General features: G+C 63.9%; 20 protein-coding genes. 7 read left to right on the top strand and 13 right to left on the bottom strand.

Translation table 11 applies throughout. The features are described 5' to 3' along the window. The first annotated feature begins 48 nt into the window (after positions 1–48). Complete coding sequence (locus tag ACE04A_RS25765; protein WP_259251100.1) at positions 49–1,401, top strand: MFS transporter; 1,353 nt, start codon at positions 49–51, stop codon at positions 1,399–1,401. An 18-nt stretch (positions 1,402–1,419) separates the two neighbouring features. After that, on the top strand, positions 1,420–2,289 hold the full coding sequence (locus ACE04A_RS25770; RefSeq protein ID WP_485820669.1) for a DMT family transporter: 870 nt from the start codon (positions 1,420–1,422) through the stop codon (positions 2,287–2,289). A gap of 9 nt (positions 2,290–2,298) precedes the next feature. Here the strand turns inward: ACE04A_RS25770 and clsB are convergent, their stop codons facing one another. The 12 genes from clsB to msrC form a co-directional block, all read right to left on the bottom strand. Next, positions 2,299–3,510 carry a cardiolipin synthase ClsB gene (gene clsB, locus ACE04A_RS25775; RefSeq protein WP_485820670.1) on the bottom strand — a complete coding sequence of 404 codons (1,212 nt, stop codon included), beginning with the start codon at positions 3,508–3,510 and terminating at the stop codon, positions 2,299–2,301. Beyond that, positions 3,507–4,373: an endonuclease/exonuclease/phosphatase family protein gene (locus ACE04A_RS25780; protein WP_259251104.1), complete on the bottom strand. Its 867-nt coding sequence runs from the start codon at positions 4,371–4,373 to the stop codon at positions 3,507–3,509. The genes clsB and ACE04A_RS25780 overlap by 4 nt, the downstream gene beginning before the upstream one ends. 272 nt (positions 4,374–4,645) lie before the next feature. Beyond that, positions 4,646–6,433, bottom strand: a complete 1,788-nt coding sequence (gene aspS, locus ACE04A_RS25785) for an aspartate--tRNA ligase (protein WP_046802942.1) — start codon at positions 6,431–6,433, stop codon at positions 4,646–4,648. Positions 6,434–6,473: 40 nt separating this feature from the next. Further along, complete coding sequence (locus ACE04A_RS25790) at positions 6,474–7,139, bottom strand: DUF502 domain-containing protein (protein WP_404976393.1); 666 nt, start codon at positions 7,137–7,139, stop codon at positions 6,474–6,476. A gap of 16 nt (positions 7,140–7,155) precedes the next feature. Then, positions 7,156–7,494 (bottom strand): FmdB family zinc ribbon protein, encoded by a 339-nt coding sequence (locus tag ACE04A_RS25795; RefSeq protein ID WP_485820671.1) that lies wholly within the window; start codon positions 7,492–7,494, stop codon positions 7,156–7,158. Positions 7,495–7,703: 209 nt separating this feature from the next. Continuing rightward, the gene (locus tag ACE04A_RS25800; RefSeq protein WP_259251110.1) at positions 7,704–8,987 is read right to left on the bottom strand and encodes a putative Na+/H+ antiporter; all 1,284 of its coding nucleotides are present in this window, start codon (positions 8,985–8,987) and stop codon (positions 7,704–7,706) included. A 179-nt stretch (positions 8,988–9,166) separates the two neighbouring features. Continuing rightward, complete coding sequence (locus tag ACE04A_RS25805; protein WP_448718257.1) at positions 9,167–10,063, bottom strand: DUF6999 family protein; 897 nt, start codon at positions 10,061–10,063, stop codon at positions 9,167–9,169. Then, positions 10,060–12,027, bottom strand: coding sequence for an iron-containing redox enzyme family protein (locus ACE04A_RS25810; RefSeq protein WP_448718256.1), 1,968 nt, complete (start codon positions 12,025–12,027; stop codon positions 10,060–10,062). The genes ACE04A_RS25805 and ACE04A_RS25810 overlap by 4 nt, the downstream gene beginning before the upstream one ends. A gap of 32 nt (positions 12,028–12,059) precedes the next feature. After that, positions 12,060–12,992: a fatty acid desaturase gene (locus tag ACE04A_RS25815; RefSeq protein WP_485820672.1), complete on the bottom strand. Its 933-nt coding sequence runs from the start codon at positions 12,990–12,992 to the stop codon at positions 12,060–12,062. After that, positions 12,952–13,728: a sterol desaturase family protein gene (locus ACE04A_RS25820; protein WP_259251114.1), complete on the bottom strand. Its 777-nt coding sequence runs from the start codon at positions 13,726–13,728 to the stop codon at positions 12,952–12,954. The genes ACE04A_RS25815 and ACE04A_RS25820 overlap by 41 nt, the downstream gene beginning before the upstream one ends. 134 nt (positions 13,729–13,862) lie before the next feature. After that, the gene (dapA, locus tag ACE04A_RS25825; protein WP_448718254.1) at positions 13,863–14,756 is read right to left on the bottom strand and encodes a 4-hydroxy-tetrahydrodipicolinate synthase; all 894 of its coding nucleotides are present in this window, start codon (positions 14,754–14,756) and stop codon (positions 13,863–13,865) included. A 384-nt stretch (positions 14,757–15,140) separates the two neighbouring features. Further along, positions 15,141–15,626 carry a free L-methionine (R)-S-oxide reductase MsrC gene (gene msrC, locus ACE04A_RS25830; RefSeq protein WP_279993397.1) on the bottom strand — a complete coding sequence of 162 codons (486 nt, stop codon included), beginning with the start codon at positions 15,624–15,626 and terminating at the stop codon, positions 15,141–15,143. Between the two features lie 157 nt (positions 15,627–15,783). Between msrC and ACE04A_RS25835 the strand changes: the two genes are divergently transcribed. From ACE04A_RS25835 to ACE04A_RS25855, 5 genes are all read left to right on the top strand, one after another. Beyond that, entirely contained in the window at positions 15,784–16,986 is a 1,203-nt protein-coding gene (locus tag ACE04A_RS25835; RefSeq protein ID WP_279993398.1) for an aminotransferase-like domain-containing protein, read from the top strand. 133 nt (positions 16,987–17,119) lie between these two features. Then, entirely contained in the window at positions 17,120–18,046 is a 927-nt protein-coding gene (ubiA, locus tag ACE04A_RS25840; protein ID WP_279993399.1) for a 4-hydroxybenzoate octaprenyltransferase, read from the top strand. 169 nt (positions 18,047–18,215) lie between these two features. Then, complete coding sequence (locus ACE04A_RS25845; RefSeq protein ID WP_448718252.1) at positions 18,216–18,632, top strand: DUF1090 domain-containing protein; 417 nt, start codon at positions 18,216–18,218, stop codon at positions 18,630–18,632. A gap of 346 nt (positions 18,633–18,978) precedes the next feature. Further along, the gene (locus ACE04A_RS25850; RefSeq protein ID WP_100853794.1) at positions 18,979–19,371 is read left to right on the top strand and encodes a DUF4148 domain-containing protein; all 393 of its coding nucleotides are present in this window, start codon (positions 18,979–18,981) and stop codon (positions 19,369–19,371) included. A 203-nt stretch (positions 19,372–19,574) separates the two neighbouring features. After that, positions 19,575–20,696: a saccharopine dehydrogenase family protein gene (locus tag ACE04A_RS25855; RefSeq protein ID WP_448718251.1), complete on the top strand. Its 1,122-nt coding sequence runs from the start codon at positions 19,575–19,577 to the stop codon at positions 20,694–20,696. Positions 20,697–20,741: 45 nt separating this feature from the next. Here the strand turns inward: ACE04A_RS25855 and glcC are convergent, their stop codons facing one another. Then, positions 20,742–21,506 (bottom strand): transcriptional regulator GlcC, encoded by a 765-nt coding sequence (glcC, locus tag ACE04A_RS25860; RefSeq protein ID WP_100853792.1) that lies wholly within the window; start codon positions 21,504–21,506, stop codon positions 20,742–20,744. Positions 21,507–21,719: the final 213 nt, after the last annotated feature.

Raw genomic sequence — 21,719 nt, forward strand, 5'->3', positions numbered from 1 at the left:
CCGACACAGCCAGCCGCCGAATCCCCTCGCTCTCGACGAGACTTGCTGATGGCCATGGCGGGCGTGTCGGCGACGGTGGTGCTGGCCGCGTTGGATTCCACCATCATCAGCACCACCCTGCCTCGCGTGGCCGAGGCATTGAACGGCATGGCGCTTTACGCCTGGGTGGGCACCGGCTATCTGCTGGCCACCGCGGCGTCCATCCTGATCTTTGGCCGGCTGGGCGACATGTTCGGCCGCAAGCCCTTGATGCTGGTGTCCGTGCTGATCATCGCGCTGGGTTCCATCGCTTGTGGACTGGCGCAATCCATGACGCAACTGATCGTGTTCCGCACCCTTCAAGGGGTCGGCGGGGGCATGATGATCGCCACCGCGTTCGCGGCGCCGGCCGACCTATTTCCCGATGCCAAGCAGCGGGTGCGCTGGATGGCGTTGGTGTCGGCCGCGTTTGCCATGGCCAGCGGGATCGGCCCGGTGCTGGGCGGCGCGGCGACCCAGGCGCTGGGATGGCGCGCCGCGTTCTTCATTTCGCCTATCGCGGCCGCCGGCGCGTTTTTTCTGTTGGCGCGCTACTTCCCGCGCATCCGCCCCATGCACGATGGCAGCCGCAAAATCGATTGGGTAGGCGCCATCTTGCTGGTCTTGGCCGTGGGCGCCCCGCTGGCGGCGCTGGAACTGGCCTTCGCCCGGGGCGAACATGCCCATCCCTTGTTGGGCGCCCTGTTGGCGGTGATTGGCGTGGCCGCCATCGCCATCCTGATTCCCACTGAGCGGCGCGTAAAGTCCCCCATTTTTCCGCTACGCGTGCTGGCCGGGCAAGAATCCCGCCTGCTGAACCTGTCCGCCATGATGGTGGGCGCGGTCATGTTTGTGCTGATCTTCTATAGCCCGCTGTTGTTGCAGCAGGTGTTGGGCTACTCGCCCAGCGAAGCGGGTTTGCTGCTGACCCCGCTGGTCGCGGCGATTTCAGTCGGCAGCATCATCAATGGCCGGATGTTTCCCAAGCAGACTGAACCGCAACGCCTGATGGTGTTCGGCGGCCTGCTGCTGGCGGCCGGTACGCTGATGGTGCTGTTGATTTCGCCCGGGACCTCGGCCTGGTGGATTCTTGCGGCCTTCTTCGTCAACGGCTGCGCGCTGGGCTTTCTACTTCCCAATCTGACGCTCTTCATGCAGATGCTGAGCGAACGCCGCGACGTGGGCGTGGCGTCGGCGCTGGTCCAGACCACGCGCGCGATCGGCAGCGCCTTGGGTACCGCGCTGGTGGGCATCATGATTTCACACGGCACGGTACTAAACGGAGTGCGGGCCGGCCTGGTCTTGTGTATTGTCCTGTCCCTGGCCTGTGCGCTGCTTGCGCATCGAGTCAAGATGAAGAATCTGGTCACTGGCCGGAAATAAGGCAAACCGAGACACATCATGCGTCAACGCAATCTGTTGGACCTGCTGCTGCTGGCGGCGGTCTGGGGCGGCTCTTTCCTGTTCATGCGCCTTGCCGTGCAGGACTTCGGGCCCATCGCCCTGATCGAGTTGCGTGTCGGCCTGGCCGCGCTGTTCCTGCTGCCGGCGGCCATCTGGCGCGGCAAGCTGCCTGTGATTGCGCGGCACTGGAAGCCGCTGCTGGTGGTGGGCACCTTGAACGCCGCCGTGCCCTTCCTGCTTTACGCCTACGCCGCGCAATCGCTGGGCGCGGGCTTCCTGTCGGGGGCCAACGCGGTGACGCCGGTATGGGGCGCGGTGGTCGGGTGGCTGTGGCTGAAAGACAGGTTGCCGTGGATGCGGTCGCTGGGCCTGTTGATCGGGTTCGTGGGCATTATCGTGCTGGTGTGGGACAAGCTGAATTTCCAGACCGGAGGCACCGGGCCCGCCGTGCTTGCCGCCGTGTCGGCGCCCGTGTTCTACGGCATCGCCGCCAACTGGACCAAGCGTTTCCTGACCGGCGTGGACGCCTTGGCCAGCGCCACGGGCAGCATGATCGCGGCGTCGCTCGTGCTGCTGCCGCTGGCGATATCCGCCTGGCCGGAGACGCCCGCGTCAATGACCGCCTGGATCTCCACGATCTTGCTGGCTGTCGTCTGCACGGGCGCGGCCTACATCATCTTCTTCCGGCTGATCGCCAATGTGGGACCGACCGCCGCCGTCAGCGTCACCTTCCTGGTGCCGATTTTCGGGGTGGTGTGGGGCGCGTGGTTGTTGGACGAGAGCATCACGCCGTCCATCGCGCTGGGCGCCGCCATCATCCTGGTGGGCACCGCGCTGGCCTTGGGGCTGATCAAGCGCCGTGCCTGAGCCGGCGCTTCAGTATTTATCCGACGACCCCGTCAACGCCACGCCTATGCGCAGCAGCGTATAAGACACCGCGTCCACCCAGCGCCGCAACCATCCCCGGCGCTGGTAATCCAACGGCCGGATGAAGCGGCCGCCGTCGCGGATGGCCGTTTCCAGGCGTTCTTGCAGGTCCCACGCAAAGGGCTGGCTGTCGACGACCACGTTGGCCTCGCGCGCCAGCAGCAGGCTGAACGGATCCAGGTTGGACGAGCCCACCGTGGCCACGTTATCAATGACGGCGACTTTGGCGTGCAGGTATCCCGGCATGTACTCGAAGATCTCGATGCCGTCACGCAGCAGTTGGTCGTACAGCGAGCGCGTGGCGTGGTACTGCATGCGGTATTCGACTTTGCCTTGCAGCAGCAGCCGCACCCGCACACCGCGCGCGGCGGCTTTGGCGAGGGCGCGGCGGAACTGGCGGCCCGGAAAGAAATAGGCGTTGGCGATCAGGATATCGCGACGCGCCTGCGTGATGCCATACAGATACGCGCGTTCGAACGTCTGGCGATACCGCAGGTTGTCACGCAGCACCAGCGCCGCGCGCAAGGTGCCGCAAGGTTCAACCGGCGCATGGTGCGGCTTGGTGAGCCGCATGCGGCTCCAGTCGCGCGGATGGCGCCGCAACCGCGCCCAGTTCAAACGCACCCACAGCAAGTCCTGCGCATAGGCCGCTTCGGTGACGAGCGGGCCTTCCACCTGCACCGCGAAATCAAAGCGCGGCGCGGAGATGCCGTCCGTGGGATCCAAATCATCGTAATCGTCGATGACGTTGATGCCGCCGATGAACGCAATGCGTCCATCCACAATGGTGACCTTGCGATGCAGCCGTCGCAGCCGGCTGCGCGACGGAATAAAGCGAGCGAACCAGCGCGGTTCAGGCCGGAAGATGCGGCATTGGGCGCCTGCGTCCAGCAGCATCGCGCGCACGTGCTCGACGTTCATGGCGCTGCCGAAGCCGTCCAGCACCACCCGCACTTTGACGCCGCGCCGCGCCGCCGCCGTCAGGCACTCCAGCACCTGCGAGCCGGTGCGATCCACCATGAAAATATAGGTTTCCAGATGCACGCTGACCTGCGCGGCGTCGATAGCCGAACACAGCGCCGGGAAGAAGTCGGCGCCGTTCTGCAACAAGCGGATGTTGTTGCCGTCCGTCCATTCCAGCTTGACCTGCTCGGTCTTCACGGAAGTTCCAGCTCCGCCAGCAAGGGGGAGTGATCCGACAACCGCGCCCACTCCCTACCGCGCAACACGCGCGCGCTGCGCACGGCAAACCCGCGCTGGTAGATGCGGTCCAGGCGAAACCACGGAAACACGGCGGGAAAGGTACGGGGCGGCGGGTGCAGCATGCGCGCGCTGCCGTCCATGCCAAGTTGGTTGGTGCGTTCCATGACGGACAGGCCGCCATTGGGCAACCCACGCAGCGCGTTGCTCAGCCGTTTGACCGAATCGCGCAAGCGCGGCAATTCGCCGCCATGGCTACGGGGCGCATGGGAAAACACTTCATACAGCCCCAACTGTTGAACGAACAGCGGCGCCAGGCGGTCATTCCAATCGTTGAAATCCCCTGCGATCAGAATGGGCTCACCGTCCGGCACCATACGCCGAATGCGCTCGGTCAACGCCAGCACCTGGCGCGTGCGGCTGCCGGCAAACAGGCCCAGATGCACCACAAAGCAATGCACCGGGCGGTCGCCCACGTCGATGCGCGCATGCAGCAGGCCGCGTTGCTCCAGGCGGTGGTCCGAGATGTCGAGGTTTTCGTGATCAAGAATGGGAAAGCGCGAAAGCAGCGCATTGCCATGGTCCGTGGCGTGGCGGACGGCATTGCGGCCGTAGGCCACATCCAGCCGCAAGGCAGCGGCCAGGGATTCGTGTTGCGCGTGGAGCAAGGATCGTTGCTCGTTGCGGCCCTGGACTTCCTGCAGGAAGACAAGATCCGGGCGCAGGCCATACAAACCTAAGCGAAGTTCATTCAGGGAGTCGAGCCGGCCCAATGCCGAACGGCCCTTGTGAATGTTGTAGCTGACGACACGGATGAGCGACATAAAAGCGATGGCGCCTTTTGAAAGCAGAGGAACCACTGGCCAGACCCAAGAGCAGCCCCGGCAAGCACCGCCAACAAAGCGGCGTCTGCCAGATTACTCCAATTCAGCAAGCCCCAGCCGCAACAAGAACACTCACCGCAAGCATTGGCTCCCAAGAACTCAACACCCCGCAAGCAAGTACCCCTGCCGAGCCGGGCCGCCGAGGATCCGGCTCCGCCGGTCCCGCGAGGCGCCCCCCTGGGGGGAGGCGCCCCCGGCGCCTCGGGGGGGGCTTACTTAGCCTCGACGTTACGCAAGCGGATGTGCAACTCGCGCAACTGCTTTTCGTCGACTTCGGAAGGCGCTTGCGTCAGCAGATCCTGAGCGCGCTGCGTCTTCGGGAAAGCGATCACGTCGCGGATCGATTCGGCGCCGGTCATCATCGTGACGATGCGGTCCAGGCCGAACGCGATACCACCGTGCGGAGGCGCGCCATACTGCAACGCGTCCAGCAGGTAGCCGAACTTTTCCTGGGCTTCCTCGGCGCCGATCTTCAGCGCGCGGAACACCTTGCTTTGCACTTCTTCGCGGTGGATACGGACCGAGCCGCCGCCGATTTCCCAACCGTTCAGCACCATGTCGTAAGCCTTGGCGAAGGCCTTGCTGGGATCGGTTTCCAGGAAGTCTTCGTGGCCGTCCTTCGGGCTGGTGAACGGGTGGTGGGCAGCGGTGTAGCGGCCGTCTTCCTCGTCGTATTCGAACATCGGGAAGTCAACCACCCACAGCGGCTGCCAACCGGCTTCGAACAGGCCCGTCTTCTTGCCGAATTCGCTGTGGCCGATCTTCACGCGCAGTGCGCCGATGGCGTCGTTGACGACCTTCTCGCGATCCGCGCCAAAGAAAATGATGTCGCCGTCTTGCGCGCCGGTACGCTTGACCAGTTCGGCCAGCGCGGCGTCGTGCAGGTTCTTGACGATGGGCGATTGCAGGCCGTCACGGCCCTTGGCCACTTCGTTGACCTTGATGTAGGCCAGGCCCTTGGCGCCGTAGATGCCGACGAACTGCGTGTAGCCGTCGATTTCGCTGCGGGACATTTCCGCGCCGCCGGGCACGCGCAGGGCGACCACGCGGCTGCCGGGCGCCGTGGCGGCGGCGGCAAACACCTTGAAGTCCACATCACGCATGACGTCGGTCATGTCGGTGAATTCGAGCTTCACGCGCAGGTCCGGCTTGTCCGAACCGTAGCGACGCATCGCTTCCGTCCACGGCATGATGGGGAACGGCTGCGCCAGGTCCACACCCTGCACGACCTTGAAGACGTGACGGATCAGGTTTTCAAAGATTTCACGGATCTCGAACTCGTTCAGGAACGAGGTTTCGCAGTCGATCTGGGTGAATTCGGGCTGACGGTCAGCGCGCAAGTCTTCGTCGCGGAAGCACTTGGTGATCTGGTAGTAGCGGTCAAAGCCCGACACCATCAGCATCTGCTTGAACAACTGCGGCGACTGCGGCAGCGCGAAGAAGTGGCCGGCGTTCACACGCGAGGGCACCAGGTAGTCGCGCGCGCCTTCGGGCGTGCTCTTGGCCAGCATCGGGGTCTCGATATCGATGAAGCCCAGCTGGTCCAGGAACTTGCGCGTTTCGATCGACACGCGGTAACGCAGCATCAGGTTGCGCTGCATTTGCGGGCGGCGCAGGTCCAGCACGCGGTGCGTCAGGCGGGTCGTTTCCGACAGGTTGTCGTCATCCAATTGGAACGGCGGCGTGACCGACGCGTTCAGGATTTCGACTTCCTTGCACAGCACTTCGATTTCGCCCGAAGCCAGTTCGCTGTTGGCGGTGCCGGCCGGACGCTCGCGCACCAGGCCGGTGACGCGGACGCAGAATTCATTGCGCAGGCGCTCGGCGGTGGCGAAGGCGGCGTTATCCGGATCGAACACGATCTGGGCCAGGCCCGCGCGGTCGCGCAAGTCGATGAAGATGACCCCGCCGTGGTCGCGGCGGCGGTTCACCCAGCCGTACAGGGTGACGGTCTGGCCGAGATGGTCACGGCAAACCTGGCCGGTGTAGCAGGTACGCATGCGGGATGACTCCGTTGTGTGCTTAGTTTGAGCGTAAGGGTTACGAATCGCCGCGAGGCGCGTCTTGCACGCCAGGCGCCGGAGAGAGCGGAGCCGGTTGGCCCTCGGGCGCAAGCGCCTGGGCCGGGGCGACCACGCCCATGGAAACGATGTACTTCAAGGCCGCGTCCACGCTCATCTGAAGATCGATCGCGTCGGCGCGAGGCATCATCAGGAAAAAGCCGGACGTGGGGTTCGGCGTTGTCGGCACATACACGCTGATGTGGTCGCCTGGCATCAGGCTGGCCACTTCACCGCTGGGTGTACCGGTGACAAAAGCGATGGTCCAGGAACCCGCCCGCGGATACTGCACCAGCACCGCGCGGCGAAACGCCTGTCCGTTCGGGGCAAGCACGGTATCGCTGACCTGCTTGACCGAGTTGTAGATGGAACGCACCAGCGGAATACGGCCCAGCAGGTTTTCCCACTGGTCCACCATGGTACGGCCGATCAGGTTGGCCGCAAACACGCCCGTCAACAGCACCACCACGATGACCAGGACGAAGCGGAAGCCGGGGATGTCGATGCCGAACAGCGATTCGGACGACAGAAAGCCAGGCACGAACCCTTCCAGGGTGGCGACCAGCAAACCCAGCACCCACACCGTGATGACCAGGGGAACCCAGATCAGCAGGCCGGTGATGAAGTACTTTTTGATAAGGCGCATCCGCATCGCAAGGGCTCTAGGTGGCGGACGACCCTGCGGCAGGCGTACCTGCGGCAGGCGATCCGGTAGCCGGAGCGCTTGCCGCTGGAGTTGCCGCCGGCGTGGCGGCCGGCGCCGAAGCAGGCGCCCCGCCTTCCGCTGCCGCCCCGGTGGACGCAGCGCCCCCGGAACCATTGCCACGGAAATCGGTGACGTACCAGCCGGAACCCTTGAGCTGGAATCCAGCCGCGGTCACCTGCTTGGAAAACGTGCTTTGGCCGCATTCGGGGCAAACCGAAAGGGGCGCATCGGAAATCTTCTGCAAAACGTCTTTGGCATGGCCGCAGGCGCTGCACTTATAGGCGTAGATGGGCATCAAGGGCTCCCAGGCGCGCGCCCGGAAAATAAAAAGCCGTCGGTCGCCAGACAAATGCAGTCCGGGGCGACGGGAGGGCAAGGCCGGAAAAAAATTCGGGAAAGTCTTGAATTTTAGCGGTTTTTCATGAACCGTCGGTGTCCGGCCCGGCCCCGGGGCGCCAAGCGGCACTGCGGGGGCCTGCCCCCGGCGCCGCCGGCCGCCTTTCCCTATACCGGAAGCAGGAACATGATGGCCGCGACCAAGGTGGGCGCGAGGGCCGACAGGAACAGGCGGCCCGACGAAATACTGCCGTCCGGGAAGTGGTTCTTCAGGATGGCGAAGCCCGCCGGATTGGGCGCGTTGGCAATGACGGTCAAGCCGCCGCCCGTGACCGCGCCGGCCACCAGCATGTAGCGCCACGTCTCGTTGGTGCCTTCGACCAGCGAGCCCAGATACGTCAACGCGGCATTGTCGGTAATGGCCGTCAGCGCCGTGGCGCCCCAGAACAGCACGAACGGTTCCAGCCCGCCCAGCAAGTCCTGCAGCCACCATTTCTGCAAACCGCCCAACACCACCAGCCCGGCCAGGAAGAAGCCCACCATCAGGCCTTCCTTGATCAGCAGACGGTTCTGATGGCGCTTATAGGCTTCCGAAAAGCCGATGAACATCATCAGCAGGCCCATGAAGATGGCCGGGTGATGGGCGGTAAGCACCACCGCCACCAGGAACGCCAGATGCACCAGGATGACGAGCACCGGCACCGGCGGACGCGAATCCGATCCTTCCGGCGCGTCCACCCCGCCGCCCGTACCGACCGAGCGTTCCATCAAGGCCTTGCGGCAGACGAAGGTCAGGATGCCTGCGTTCAGAAGGACGGCCACCGCGGCGCGCCAGCCGAAATGCTGCACCATGTGCGCGGCGTCCCAGCCGAAGGTGGACGCCACCATCAGCACCGGCGGCGCGGCGTAAGACGTCAACACACCACCAATGGACACGTTCACGAACAGCACGCCCAACGTCAGGTATTTGAAGCCGGCGCGGCCGCTCGTGCGGAAATAGGCATCGCGCAGCAAGATGGCGGCCAGCGTCATGGCGGCGGGCTCGGTAATGAAGGAGCCGCCCAGCGGCACCAGGGACATCACCACGAAGAAGGTCGCCAGCTCGCGCGGCAGCGGCAGCACGCGCGCCACGATGCGAACCATCAGCCCCACCATTTCCAGGATCGGCCGGCTGGCCGCCACCACCATGATCACGAAAACGAACAGCGGCTCGGTGAAGTTGCGCGTGTCCATGTAGTCGATCGCGGTAACGGGACCAGACAGCGCCGCCATCGTCACGATCAGCGCAAATGCCCAGACGCCGAACACCGCCTCCACCTCGGCGAACAAATGCCAGATGCCCGCGTGCGGGCCGCCGCGATGGGCAAGGCGCGCAAAAACGGGAACGGAAAAGGTATGAAGAACCGCCACGGCAAACAGGATGGTGGCGATGACTTCAATAGGCTGGGGCATAAGAGGGACTTCCGAAATAAAGAATCACGCAACGGAAATTCACGCGATGCGAACGCGATCCGGCGCTGCTCACCGAACAAGGCAGGCAATATAACGCAGGCATATGGCCCTGTAACGCAGGGTCTACACCAAGGCGCGCCGCGCTAGGTCCAATGCGAAGACGCGCTCCCAGGCCTTGTCTAGCTGATCGGCGCGGGCGGTTCCGCCCCCTGCTGCGCCGCCTTCATCTCCATCAACAGGCTGTGCAGCATCTCGGTGGACAAGCCGTGCAGCACCAGGCGGTAACCCGCGCGCACGGTCGACAGCGGCACCAGCGGATGGCTGTTGTTGACCAGGATCAGGTGCTGCGGCGCGCCCAGCAACTTGGCCGTGTAGATGCCGATGGTCTCGTCCAACTGCAACGAATTGGCCGCGCGCCAGAAGTCGTTGTCGGTCAGCATCAGCTGATACAGCGGCGTGAACAGTTCAATGGCGCTTTGCAGGTCCAGGAAGTTCAACCTGCCCTGCGGCATGTCTTCCAACTTCAGCGGCGGGTCCTGGATCATCGAGAAGTCCACCGTTTCAGGCGCATGCATTTCCACGCCGGCTTCGCGCAGCGCCTGGTTCAGGCGGATGACGAAGTTGAACAGGTTCAGGTCGTGCTTGACGAAGAGTTCGTCTTTCAGATCATCGATTTCCAGCGGTTGCAGCGGCGTGGTCGTGATTGGCACCGGCGAATTCGCGGCGATGAACGCCAGCGCCTGCGCGCCCAGATGGAAGTGGCGCAGGATCAGCCAGTTGGCCTCGGGCGACACAAAGCGCTTGAGCCCCCAGGCCAGAATGCGATGCAGCAGCTTTGAATGCGACCAGCGGCGCGGCAGAAACGTCTTCACCACCTGGATCAGGATGATGAAGGCGCGCGCCAGCGGCCGCAGGAACGGCAGCAGATACTGGCGCGAGGCGCAACTGGAGTCCGTCAGCCAGGCCTTCTTCACCTTGTCCGGCAAGGGCGTGCTGCGGTCCAGGTACAGGGCAAGCCAGGGGTTGGGGTCGGCCGGATCGTGCGGCTTGGCCAGAAAATCGGGTTCCTTGCTCATGCCGCATCGCCCTCCATCACGTGGTGGAACTGCATCAGGTACAGCGCGGCCGTACGGCGCGCGGTGTCCACGATGCGTTGTTCGGCCCGGCCGTCTTCGTCGCAATCCAGCGCCAGTTCCACCGCCGACAACCAACGCGCCAGATGATGCTCGTCGTTGTGGCCGTGGTATTCCAGAAAGCGGAAGGCATCGGGCGGCAGCTTCAGGCTGGCTTTCAACAGCGGCAACAGCGCCGGCACGATGCGCTGGCCCGTGCCCTCGATGATGTAGATGGCGCCCAGCAGGCCGATCGGGTCGCGCGTGGCGGCCAGGCCGTGCAGATAGGCGTTCAGCGCCTCGCCACCGGGGTTACGGCGCAGCGCGTCGATGTTATCGACCGCGCCACCTGCCGTGCGGTAGTCCTGAAACAGAATCTGGAAGTCGTTCTGTTCTTCGCCGGCATGCATGTCGATCAGCGCGGCAAGCGGCGCGTACTGCTCCGTCAGCGACGCCGCGCCCTCGCGCATCCACTTGCTGCCTTCGCGCACCTGCGGAATCCAGTTTTCCATCCAGTTCAGGTAGTCGGCCGTCTGGAATTGACGGTTGCGCAGCCGGCGCACCACCGGCGTGCGCCATACCCGCGAACGGTAGTCGTGCCAGATGGCGGCCAGCTCGGTCAGCAATTGGCCCAGGCCTTGCGGCGCCATGTCGGGGTCGTGCGGCGGCGCGATGGCGTCGGCGTCATCGCTTTGCGTGTCGTGATGCGGGGCGAACAAGGCTGTGCGGCTTGCTGCGGGGCTTGCGGTGGAATTCGCGGTGGGCATTGCCGACCCGGCCACCGCCGGCGCATGCACCGCTTCGGCCTCCAGCAGCATATAGGCCGCCATGAAGCGCCCCGACTCGGGGATGTAGCAGAAGATCTGTTCGCCCGGCTTGATCTCGCGCGTTTCCAAAAACTCGGCCAGCATGATCAGGATCGACGCCGCGCCGGTGTTGCCACGCCACGCCAGGTTGCTGAACCAGCGCTCGCGCGGAATCACCAGACCCGCCTTTTCCATCAGGTCTTCGACCACGGGGATGAATTTTTCAGACGAGTAATGACACAGAAAATGGTCGACCTGATCCGGATCCAGCCAGCCGTCGCGCACCAGCTTGGCGTACTCGTGGATGCCGATGTCGAACAGATGCGGCAACAGGCGGATGTCCTGCCGCAGTGACAGCGCACCGTCGGCCTCGGCCTCGTTCCAGGACGGATAATCCAGATGGCCCTTTTGGCGGTCAGCGGACAGGCCCAGCTGCATGCACACGGGGTAGTCGCCCGAGAACGAGCGCTGATGCACCCATTTCAGCTTCAGCCGAACGCCCTGCGATGCCCCTGCCAGCGCGCGGCCCGAGTTGCCCAGAAGCAAGGCGCCCGCGCCATCCGACAGCATCCAGCGCAGGAAGTGCGCGTCAAAGTCAGCGTCATAGCCACGCGCCGCAAAGCGCGATCGCTTGAACAGGCGCGACGGCAATTCGCTGGCCACGGCCACGGCGCTGGCGTGTCCGCCCATCTCCACGCCCTGCGCCGCCACCTGGATCGCCGACACGCCCGCCGCGCAAATGCCATGCACCGACAACGTTTCCATCGGCTGCGCGGCAAGCTCGCCCTGGATCATGTTGGCAAAGCCCGGCATCAGCGCATCGCCACCCGACGATCCGCTGGTCAGCAAGGACACAGCGGCAAGGTCGCTGTCATTGCGCCGCAGGCAGTCGCGGATGGCGTTGGCCGCCAGTTGCGCGTTCGTGTAGACCGTCTGGCCTTCCGGGTCGATAGCGTAGTAGCGCTGCTTGATGCCATTCTCGGCAAGGATGCGGCTTTTGATGCGGCTGGACATCCGGTTCAGCGGCGCAATGTAGCTGTCCATGGCGTCGTTGGACACGGCTTCGCCCGGCATGAAATAGCCGGCGCTTTCCAGGTAGACACGATTAAACGCGATGGGCATGTGACAGGCCTCGATGGGGAATAAATGGGACGCTAGCGGACATGCTCGGGCGCCATGTGGGAACGGCTGCGCAAACGCGGCACGAACGCCGCCAGCACGAAGACGCGGCACATATAGGGCAGCAGCCCACGTTCGTTAAGTGCCGGGTCGACGCGCAAGCGATAGTGCTCGCGATGCAGCCGGGTCAGTTCGGACCAATGCGCGCGCGGATGCTCGTGATGCGCGGTATGCAGGCCGATATTGAATAGCAACGGGTTGACCAGCCCTTCGAAATTGCGCGCGTAATTCAGGCCGGCCACCTGGCGCGGCCCGCCGTCGGCGTGCGCGTGCTGCAAGTAGTTGGTGGCCAGCAGCCAATGCAAGCCGTGCAACTGCGGCACGATCACAAAGACCAGCGCCTTGACCGGATTCACGGCCAGCAGCCCGCCCCACAAGCCCAGCCATGCACCGTATTGCGCCATGCTGTAGCGCCACGCGCCCGGCCAGTGGCGGCGCAGTCGCCCCAGCCACGCGAAGAACATCGGGTACAGCACCCAGCCCGCCTGGAACGGGTGCAGCACATAGCCCCACAGGTGGTTGGTGTCGCCACCAAAGCGGTACGTGCGCGCGGCGGCGCGCGCGCCATGCTTGTAGCGATGATGGTTCGCCACATGCGCGGGATAGAACACAAACGTTGGGTGCCCCTGCAGCAACGTGATCCAGAAATCGGTGGCGCGATTGGTCCAGCGTCCGCGCCACATGCGGATGTGCGTGTGGTTGTGATGAATGACGCCGATGCCCAGCGTCAAAAAAAGCATCAGCGCGTAGAGCGGCCACCAGAATCCGTACGCCCATTGCCACGCCGCCAACGCGGGCAGCGCGGCCAGGTAGGCCAGGCTTTGCCAGTCGCGCCGGTTGCGCAGCGACGGCAGGCGGCGCCGCGCGTTAAGCCTTGCCGCCAACAGATTCTCTGCGCTGGAAGGCATCCAGCTGTGGGGCCGCGGCCTCGGCTTGCAGGCGCGTGCGGAACAAGCGGTCCATGAAGGTGAACTGGAAGCCGTAATTGCCGTTGTAGCAGGCGTGGTGCAGATGGTGGCGCCGGCTGGCGGCGAACCAGTGCGCGTAGGACACCTTGGGGAAAAAATCGTAATTGGCGTGGCCAATGCAATTGAAGAACAGGCTGAACAGCGGCACCGACGCCAATGCCCAGAAGCTGAAATCATGCAGCACCATGGGCAGCATGATGACGTTGCCAAGCATCAGCGCTTCGATCGGATGAAAGCTGTAGGTCGAGAACGGCGTGGTCACCACGGACCGATGATGCGGCAAGTGAAAACGGCGCAGCAGCTTGGTGTGCAGCAAGCGGTGGTTGATCCAGAAATGGACATCGTTCCAGGCGACCAGCACCAGGATTTCCACCACCACTTTTTGCCAGCTTGGGTTCGGGTCCAGATGCGCCCAACCCAGTTGCAGCAAGCCCCAGGGAAAGATCATGCCGGTGCCAAACAGCAGGATGGACAGCCCGGACTGCGCAAATTCACGGCGTAGCTGGCCGGGGCCCAAGGGGCGCGGATCCAGCGACCGGCCTATGCCGAGTGCCGGCAACACGTGCTGGGTCAGCAGCCAGGTGGCCGCACCAAAAACCAGATAGATGCCGCCGAAAAACAGCAGCCCCGCCAGCATCACCTGCCAGGCGGACAAGGCTTCAAATGCTTGAGCCATGAACGTTTTGTTTCACCCCGAAGAATGGCCGCATCATAAGCAATCCGTCAGCATCCCGGTAAGGCATTTATTACAAAATGAATCCGGGCACCACAAAGCTGAATGGAACAGCGCGATTGCGGCCTAACTTCCGTCTACTGGCAAGGAAACTGGCGGTTCAGGCCCGCAACGGCCGCGTCCAGGCGCAGTGCCAACGCCGCGCTGGCCGCCGGCATCGGCTGCCGCAGTTCTTCGGTCAAGAGGCCCTGGCGCCCAAGCTGTGCCTTCAGCGGGCCGGGGTTGGGTTCTTCGAAAGCCAGACGGATCACCGGCGCCAAGGCGTGGAACAGCCGACGCGCCACGTCCAGTTGCTGCGCGCGCACCGCCTGGTACATGGCCACGAACAGGTCAGGCCGTACATGCGCGGCGGCGGCAATCATGCCGGCCCCGCCCAGGCACAGCACGGACAAGGTTTGCAGATCTTCGCCCGCCAGCAAATTCATCTGGCCGTCGGCAATCAAGGCCAACGTCTTGTCCAAGGACCCGCCGCAATCCTTGATGGCGGCAATGTTCGGATGCGCGGCCAGCGACAGTAACGTCGATTTCTCAAGCGTGGTGCCCGTGCGGTACGGAATGTCGTAGAGCACCAGGGGAAAGCGCGAGGTATCGGCCAGGCGGCGGAAATAGGCGGCGGCCCCTTCCTGGCCGGCGCGCACGTAGTACGGCGCGGGGGCCAAGATGCCCGCCAGCGGTCGCGTGCCGAAGGCCGACAGGCGTTGCAGCACATGCCTCTGGTGGTTGCCCGCCAGGCCCATGATGACGGGCAGCCGGCCGGCTTCGGTCAATACGGCGTCCAGCACCGCCAGTTGCTCGGCGTCGTCCAGTGACGCGGCCTCGCCCGTGCTGCCGCACACGACCAGCCCGTCCACGCCCGCGGCGGCATAGTGGCGCACCAGGCGGCGCAAAGCCCCACCGTCGACAGCGCCGCCGGAAAACGGCGTCACCAACGGCACCCAGACGCCTTGGAACACAGATTGTTGAATAGACATGAGAACACTCCTTCGATGTAAGCGGACCGCGGTTGGACCGTACAGAAGTGCTCGGGATATCAGAGGACGCGCGCGGGGGCGCTGAGGCGCCGCCAGGAGGCCGCTGTTCCGTCGCCCATCTGACGGAACAGCATGCTCCGGTCAGATGAGCGGCTATTTTTTGGATTTCAGGCCGACGGCAGCCAGCACCACGCCCAGGGCGCGGATGCAGGAAGCGGATTGGATGGCCTGATGAATCATGAATGAATAAAAACGATAAGACGCGCGTCGGCGGCTGATGCGGAAATCTACCGGGCGGCCGTCACCGTGTCAACGGCGCGCGGTGGCGGGCGGCCTTGCGCGCATCGGACGGCTCGACGGCGCTTAGCCCGCGCTTGTCTACGCTTAACCCAGGCTGGCCAGGAACACGGCGCACAGCGCCTCCATGCCTTGGCGGTCGTCTTCGTCGAAGCGATCAGGCACGGGGCTGTCCACATCCCAGACGCCGATCAGTTCGCCCTGATGCACCAGCGGCACCACGATTTCCGAACGCGACGCGGCGTCGCAAGCGATGTGGCCGGGGAAGGCATGCACGTCGGGCACCAACTGCGTCTGCCGTTGGCTCGCGGCCGCGCCGCACACGCCGCGATTCAAGGGAATGCGCACACAGGCCGGCTTGCCCTGGAAGGGTCCAAGAACCAGCTCGGTGCCATCAAAGAAATAAAAGCCCGCCCAGTTCAGATCGGGCAAGGCTTGATAGGCCAGCGCGCTCAAGTTGGCGGCGTTGGCGATGCGGTCGGGTTCGCCTTCCAGCAGCGCGCGGGCCTGTGCCACCAGTTCGGCATACAGGGCGGACTTGGAGTCGGCGACGATCGGGGCGGCTTCAAACATGGCGATAAATGTAACTGTACAGGCGGTTTTCGATGCAGGTGATTTTAGGGGTTCCACGCGTTAAAGGGGCCGGGCTGCTAGCGTGTGGGACAATACTTTTTTGTCGCAGTCCCGTTACAAGCCTCTCCCTTTACCCTTCTTCTTCAAGAAGCAATCCATGGACAAGCCTCTCGAACCTGCGTTTTCCTTTTCGGAACGCGCCCAGCAACTTACCAGCTCCGCCATCCGCGAGATCCTCAAGGTCACCGAGCGCCCCGAAGTCATTTCGTTCGCTGGCGGCCTGCCGGCGCCCGGCGGCTTCCCGGTAGAAGTGGTACGTGCTGCGTTCGACAAGGTATTGGCCACCAACGGCCGCGCGGCTTTGCAATACGGCCCCACCGAAGGTTATGCGCCGCTGCGCCAATGGGTTGCCGACGACCTGAACCGCGCGGGCGCCAACGTCGCCGCCGACCAGATCCTGATCGTTTCGGGTTCGCAGCAGGCGCTGGACCTGCTGGGCAAAGTGCTGATCGACAAGGACAGCAAGGTGCTGGTCGAAGACCCCAGCTACCTGGGCGCCCTGCAATCGTTCAGCCTGTACCAGCCGAAGTTCGTGCCGGTGCCCACCGATGAAGGCGGCCTGATCCCCGAAGCCATCACGCCGGAACTGGCTGACGGCGCGCGCTTCCTTTACGCGCTGCCCAACTTCCAGAACCCCACGGGCCGCACGCTGAACCTGGAACGCCGCATCGCATTGGTCAAGCGCGCCGCCGAACTGAACCTGACCATCGTTGAAGACGACCCCTATGGCGAACTGCGCTACGCAGGCGAGCCGCAGCCGGGCCTGATCGCGCTGGCCGCCGAATACGGCGCCAACGTCGTTCGCCTGGGCACGTTCTCGAAGGTGCTGGCCCCCGGCCTGCGCCTGGGCTACATCGCCGGCGCGCGCTCGCTGATCAACAAGCTGGTGCAGGCCAAGCAAGCCACCGACCTGCACACGCCCACGCTGACGCAGATGGCCGTGTACGAAATCGTCAAGGACGGCTTCCTGGAAGAGCACCTGCCCAACGTGCGCGAAATCTACCGCGCCCAAGGCAGCTGCATGCTGGACGCGATCAAGCAGGAATTCCCGTCCACCGTCACCTGGACCAAGCCGGAAGGCGGCATGTTCATCTGGCTGACGCTGCCCGAACACATGGACAGCACCAAGCTGCTGGAAAAGGCCATCGCGCAAAACGTGGCCTTCGTGCCGGGCGCGCCGTTCTACAGCGGCGCGGGCAAGCCGAACACGCTGCGCCTGAGCTTCGCCACCGTGCCGGAAGACAAGATCCGCACGGGCATCGCCATCCTGGGCAAGCTGCTCAAGGAATACACGGCATAAGCAAGCCGCAGCCTTCCGGGCAATGCGGCCTGAAAACCGCATCCTGAACGGCGATTGACCTTCCACGGCCGGGCGCGATGCCCGGCCGTTGTTTTATGCTGTCGGCTTTCCCGACCATTTTCTGACCGTGACAGTGAGCGCCTCGCAACAATCTCCCGTCGATCTCAGCGACATCGTCTTCACCGACTGGGTCGAACGCTGGCTCCCGAAGTCGTGGCGTCCCTACGCCCGCCTTTGCCGCCTGGACCGGCCCATCGGCACGTGGCTGACGTTGTTGCCGGCCATTGCCGCGCTGGTGCAGTCCGCGGGCGGGCTGCCCGACCTGCAACGGCTGATCGTCTTTTCGCTGGGCGCGCTGCTGATGCGCGGCATCGGCTGCACCGTCAACGACATGTGCGACCGCAACTTCGACAAGCACGTCGAACGCACGCGCTTCCGTCCGCTGACCAGCGGCCAGTTGTCGATGAAGAACGCCGTGTGGTTCCTGGTGGGCCAGTTGCTGGTCTGCGGATCCCTGCTGTTCTTCCTGAACGAGATGAGCCGCTGGCTGGCCCTGGCCGTGCTGCCCTTCGTCTTCATCTACCCGCTGTGCAAGCGCGTCACGTACTGGCCGCAAGTGGTGCTGGGCATCTGCTTTAACTGGGGCATGCTGATGGCCTGGTCCGACACGCAGAACGTGGTGCCGCTGGCCGCCATCGCGATGTGGCTGGGTGCGGTGCTTTGGCAGGTGGGCTACGACAGCATCTACGCCTATGTCGACGTGCGCGATGACCGCAGCCTGGGCCTGCATTCCACCGCCATGCGCTTTGGCGACCAGGGCAAGCTTTGGATAGGCGGGTTCTATATCGCCACCGTCGTGCTGTGGGCCTGGGGTGGCCACGCCATGGGGCTGTCGTGGGCGTATCAGGTGGGGATGGCCGCCGTGGCGGTACATCTGGCGTGGCAATTGAAGGTGTTCGACATCCAGCGGCCCGACCGCAACTTCATGCTGTTCCGCGCCAATCTGTGGCTGGGCGCGCTGCTGGTTGCGGCCGCGTTGGCGGGCACGCTGATCCGCTAGGCAAGACGGGGCATGCACGCCGACCCGACGTAGATCCGGCGTAGATCCAGCGCAAATCCCGGGCATGAGCCGGGCACATGAGCCGGCCACGATTTGCCGCGCGCGCATTGCCCCCTCGGCCGGATCGCGCCATCATGGCGCTTGTCGAAACGACCTACGGAGACACCGCATGCCCTCTTTCGTGAAATCCCTGGCCACTGCCGCCGCCGCATCCGCCATGTTCGGTGCCGTGTTCGGCACAATGCCCGCGCAAGCCGCCACCGACTGCTCGGCGCAGCGCGGTTGCGCCGCGAAATTCTGCGAAATCGAAAACGACATCGCCGCTGCCCAGGCACAGAACAACACGCGCCGCGAGGCCGGCTTGAAGAAGGCGCTGGCCGAAGCCCGTGCCAATTGCACAGACAGCCGCCTGCAGTCGCAGCGCGAAGCCGACGTGCGTGAGAAACAAACCAAGGTGTCCGAACGCGAAGAAGAGTTGAAGGAAGCGCGCGCCAAGGGCAAGCAAGACAAAATCGACAAGGCCCAGCGCAAGCTGGAAGAAGCCCAGTCCGAATACAACGCCGCGCTGGTTGAGTTGAACCGCTAAGCGTTTTGCGCCTTTCTCGCCTTGCAAAGCCCCGGGCCTATCCCGGGGCGTTTGGTTTTGGGGCGTGCGACTGATTTTCCGGGCATGCGCGTTTGTGGGTGGATGAGCGCGGCTGCCCTCGACCACCACCTATCGTGTCATCAGACGGAAATATCACCACCCATGGTGCCAACTGGTGGAATCCAAATCGATTAGTACAGAATTTGGAAAGATGTTTTCAGGTAATAAGGGTTTATCCCAGGGTTCTTTGAGCACAGAATGCATCTCATCGGGACACAGCAAGCGAACCCCCGGCAATGACGCCAGCGGTTCGAATCCCAAGCTCACAAGACACCGGAGGTCTGCTATGAAAACCCTTGCTACCGCATTGATGCTGTCCATGTCCGTTCTGGCTGCCGGCGCGCAAGCCGCCGAAGCCGACCAAGGCCCGACCCGCGCACAGGTTCAGGCCGAACTGCAACAAGCCAAGGTTTCGGGCCAATACACGTTCGGCGAAGAAGGCTACCCCGCCCCCATCGCCCAGACGTCCAGCCTGACCTCGCAACAAGTCCAAGCTGAACTCGCCCAAGCCAAGAACGCTGGCGAAGTCACCTTCGGCAACCTGGACTACCCGCCCGTCGCCGCTGCTGAACACGCCACGTCGCTGAGCCGTTCGCAGGTTCAGTCGCAACTGGCCCAAGCCAAGGCGGAAGGCCTGGTCACCTTCGGCAACCTGGACTACCCCCCCATGGGCAGCTGATCCACGGGCCTGAAAAGGCCGTGACAGCCCCATCGAAAGCCCCTCGGCAAACGCCGGGGGGCTTTGTTTTTGACGATTCGACATCCAATTAAGTCATATCGGCGTTAACTTAAACCGTTACGACAGATTTGATTCTACAAATCGACAGCGCTCACGCATAGGATGAGGCCACCCCCATCCCCTTTGATTGCAGGAGCAGCACCATGTCCACCTCAGCCACCCGCCCCATCGTCTTGCTGGGCGCCGGAAAAATCGGTTTCGCTATTGCCCTGATGCTGGAACGCAGCGGCGCTTACACCGTTCTGGTTGCCGATCAGGACCCCGCCCGGCTGGCGGTTTTGGCCGAACTGGGCTGCGAAACCCGCCAGATCAGTGACGACGCCTCGGTGGCGCGCTGCATCGAAGGCGCCTATGCCGTGGTCAATGCCCTGCCCTTTCATCGCGCCACCGCCGTCGCAGGCCTTTGCGCCCGTGCCGGCGTGCACTACTTTGACCTGACCGAAGACGTCGCCAGCACCCACGCCATTCAGGCGCTGGCGGGCGATGTGCAAAGCGTGTTGATGCCGCAATGCGGCCTGGCCCCCGGCTTCATCGGCATCGTCGGCAACGCGCTGGCACGCCGCTTCGACACCTTGCTAGACCTGCGCATGCGCGTGGGCGCGCTGCCGCGTTACCCCTCGAACAGCTTGCGCTACAACCTGACCTGGAGCACCGAAGGCCTCATCAACGAATACTGCAACCCTTGTGAGGCCATCGTCGACGGGCAACTGACCAGCGTGCCGGCGCTGGAAGGCTACGAAACGTTCGCGCTGGATGGCGTGGAATACGAAGCCTTCAACACCTCGGGCGGCCTGGGCACGCTGCCCGCGACGCTGCTGGGACGCGCCCGCAACGTCGACTACAAATCCGTGCGCTATCCCGGCCACTGCAACATCATGAAGTTGCTGCTCAACGACCTGCGCCTGCGCGATCGCCGCGACCTGCTCAAGGATATTTTCGAGTCCGCCATTCCCACCACCGAGCAGGACGTCATCATCATCCAGGCCTCGGCATCCGGCCATCGTCACGGCCGCTTGGAAGAAGAGTCCTACCCGATCCGCGTGTTCGGCGCGGACGTGGACGGCCACCGCCTTAGCGCCATCCAGTTGTCCACGGCGGCGGGCATCTGCGCGGCGCTGGATCTGGTGGCGCAAGGCGCCTTGCCGCAAAAGGGATTCGTGGGCCAGGAAGCGATTGATCTGGATGCCTTGCTGAACAACCGCTTCGGCCGTGTGTACGCTGGCAAGCCGCTGGCGCTGGCAGGCTGCGCAACGGCCGACCGCTAAAGGCCGCTTTCCATCGCGCGGGCGCACACGCCCGCCCGCGCGGCGTTAGGTCCAACCTTCCAGACGTAGCGTCGCGCGCACCAGCCGCTGTTCTTCCTGTTCGATATCCGACAAGCTTTGACGCACGCTGTCCACATGGTCGGCGGCGGCTTTGCGCGCCTGTTCCGGCTGGCGTCCCGTCACCGCGTTGAACAGGCGCGTGTGCTGCCGGTCGATCTGCCGCTTTTCGGGTTCGCGGTGGTACAGGTTGTTCACGCACGCAAACACCGAACCCAGCAGCAGATCCGTCAGCGATTGCAGCGTGTGCACCAGCACCGGGTTATGCGAGGCCTCGCAGATCGCCAGATGAAAGGCGTGGTCCAGATGGGCGTGGGTGGCCGTATCGGTGGCCGTGCCCTGCGCCGCCACCATGTCGTCATAACGGCGGCGGATCATGATGAAATCCGCCTCGGTGCCACGTATGGCGGCAAGCCGCGCGGACTCGGCTTCCAGCAGCGAACGCACTTCCAGCAGGTCGTACAGCGTGCGGGGCTGCGAGTTGAACAGATGCATCAACGGCCCGGCGTCCACCTTTGAAATGTGCGCCACGAACGAGCCCTTGCCTTGCGCGGTGTGGATGATCTCGCGCGCGCGCAACAACTTCAGCCCTTCGCGCAGCGCCGTGCGCGACACGCCCAGCTTTTCAGTCAAGCGCCGTTCGGACGGCAACGCCTGCCCCGCCTTGAGCACGCCATCCAGGATCAGGCGTTCGATACGTTCGGCGACCTCGTCCGCCACCTGGCGGGGTTTTTCTTCTGTTTCCGCGTACATGCAATCTCCGCACCAGTGGTATGACCAAGCCGAACCAGTGTTTCCGGCGAATTACCATACCCTCGTAAGTGGCTGATATAGAACCACAAAAATCTGGTATCTGTCTTCACCGCCGTAAACAAACTGGTATGACCAGCTGGTTTTGATATGGACATTGCAGCGGGTGCGAACGATGATGTCAAAACAGATTCGCGCGGCGCCCCGGCGCCGGCC

It is taken from the genome of Achromobacter colocynthidis (assembly GCF_057334535.1).

What these genes read in the sequence shown, in the direction of transcription:
- ACE04A_RS25765 (WP_259251100.1), top strand. Translation starts at nt 49, where the DNA reads ATGGCCATGGCGGGCGTGTCGGCGACGGTGGTGCTGGCCGCGTTGGAT.
- ACE04A_RS25770 (WP_485820669.1), top strand. Translation starts at nt 1,420, where the DNA reads ATGCGTCAACGCAATCTGTTGGACCTGCTGCTGCTGGCGGCGGTCTGG.
- ACE04A_RS25780 (WP_259251104.1), bottom strand. Translation starts at nt 4,373, where the DNA reads ATGTCGCTCATCCGTGTCGTCAGCTACAACATTCACAAGGGCCGTTCG.
- aspS (WP_046802942.1), bottom strand. Translation starts at nt 6,433, where the DNA reads ATGCGTACCTGCTACACCGGCCAGGTTTGCCGTGACCATCTCGGCCAG.
- ACE04A_RS25790 (WP_404976393.1), bottom strand. Translation starts at nt 7,139, where the DNA reads ATGCGCCTTATCAAAAAGTACTTCATCACCGGCCTGCTGATCTGGGTT.
- ACE04A_RS25795 (WP_485820671.1), bottom strand. Translation starts at nt 7,494, where the DNA reads ATGCCCATCTACGCCTATAAGTGCAGCGCCTGCGGCCATGCCAAAGAC.
- ACE04A_RS25800 (WP_259251110.1), bottom strand. Translation starts at nt 8,987, where the DNA reads ATGCCCCAGCCTATTGAAGTCATCGCCACCATCCTGTTTGCCGTGGCG.
- ACE04A_RS25805 (WP_448718257.1), bottom strand. Translation starts at nt 10,063, where the DNA reads ATGAGCAAGGAACCCGATTTTCTGGCCAAGCCGCACGATCCGGCCGAC.
- ACE04A_RS25810 (WP_448718256.1), bottom strand. Translation starts at nt 12,027, where the DNA reads ATGCCCATCGCGTTTAATCGTGTCTACCTGGAAAGCGCCGGCTATTTC.
- ACE04A_RS25815 (WP_485820672.1), bottom strand. Translation starts at nt 12,992, where the DNA reads ATGCCTTCCAGCGCAGAGAATCTGTTGGCGGCAAGGCTTAACGCGCGG.
- ACE04A_RS25820 (WP_259251114.1), bottom strand. Translation starts at nt 13,728, where the DNA reads ATGGCTCAAGCATTTGAAGCCTTGTCCGCCTGGCAGGTGATGCTGGCG.
- dapA (WP_448718254.1), bottom strand. Translation starts at nt 14,756, where the DNA reads ATGTCTATTCAACAATCTGTGTTCCAAGGCGTCTGGGTGCCGTTGGTG.
- msrC (WP_279993397.1), bottom strand. Translation starts at nt 15,626, where the DNA reads ATGTTTGAAGCCGCCCCGATCGTCGCCGACTCCAAGTCCGCCCTGTAT.
- ACE04A_RS25835 (WP_279993398.1), top strand. Translation starts at nt 15,784, where the DNA reads ATGGACAAGCCTCTCGAACCTGCGTTTTCCTTTTCGGAACGCGCCCAG.
- ACE04A_RS25845 (WP_448718252.1), top strand. Translation starts at nt 18,216, where the DNA reads ATGCCCTCTTTCGTGAAATCCCTGGCCACTGCCGCCGCCGCATCCGCC.
- ACE04A_RS25850 (WP_100853794.1), top strand. Translation starts at nt 18,979, where the DNA reads ATGAAAACCCTTGCTACCGCATTGATGCTGTCCATGTCCGTTCTGGCT.
- ACE04A_RS25855 (WP_448718251.1), top strand. Translation starts at nt 19,575, where the DNA reads ATGTCCACCTCAGCCACCCGCCCCATCGTCTTGCTGGGCGCCGGAAAA.
- glcC (WP_100853792.1), bottom strand. Translation starts at nt 21,506, where the DNA reads ATGTACGCGGAAACAGAAGAAAAACCCCGCCAGGTGGCGGACGAGGTC.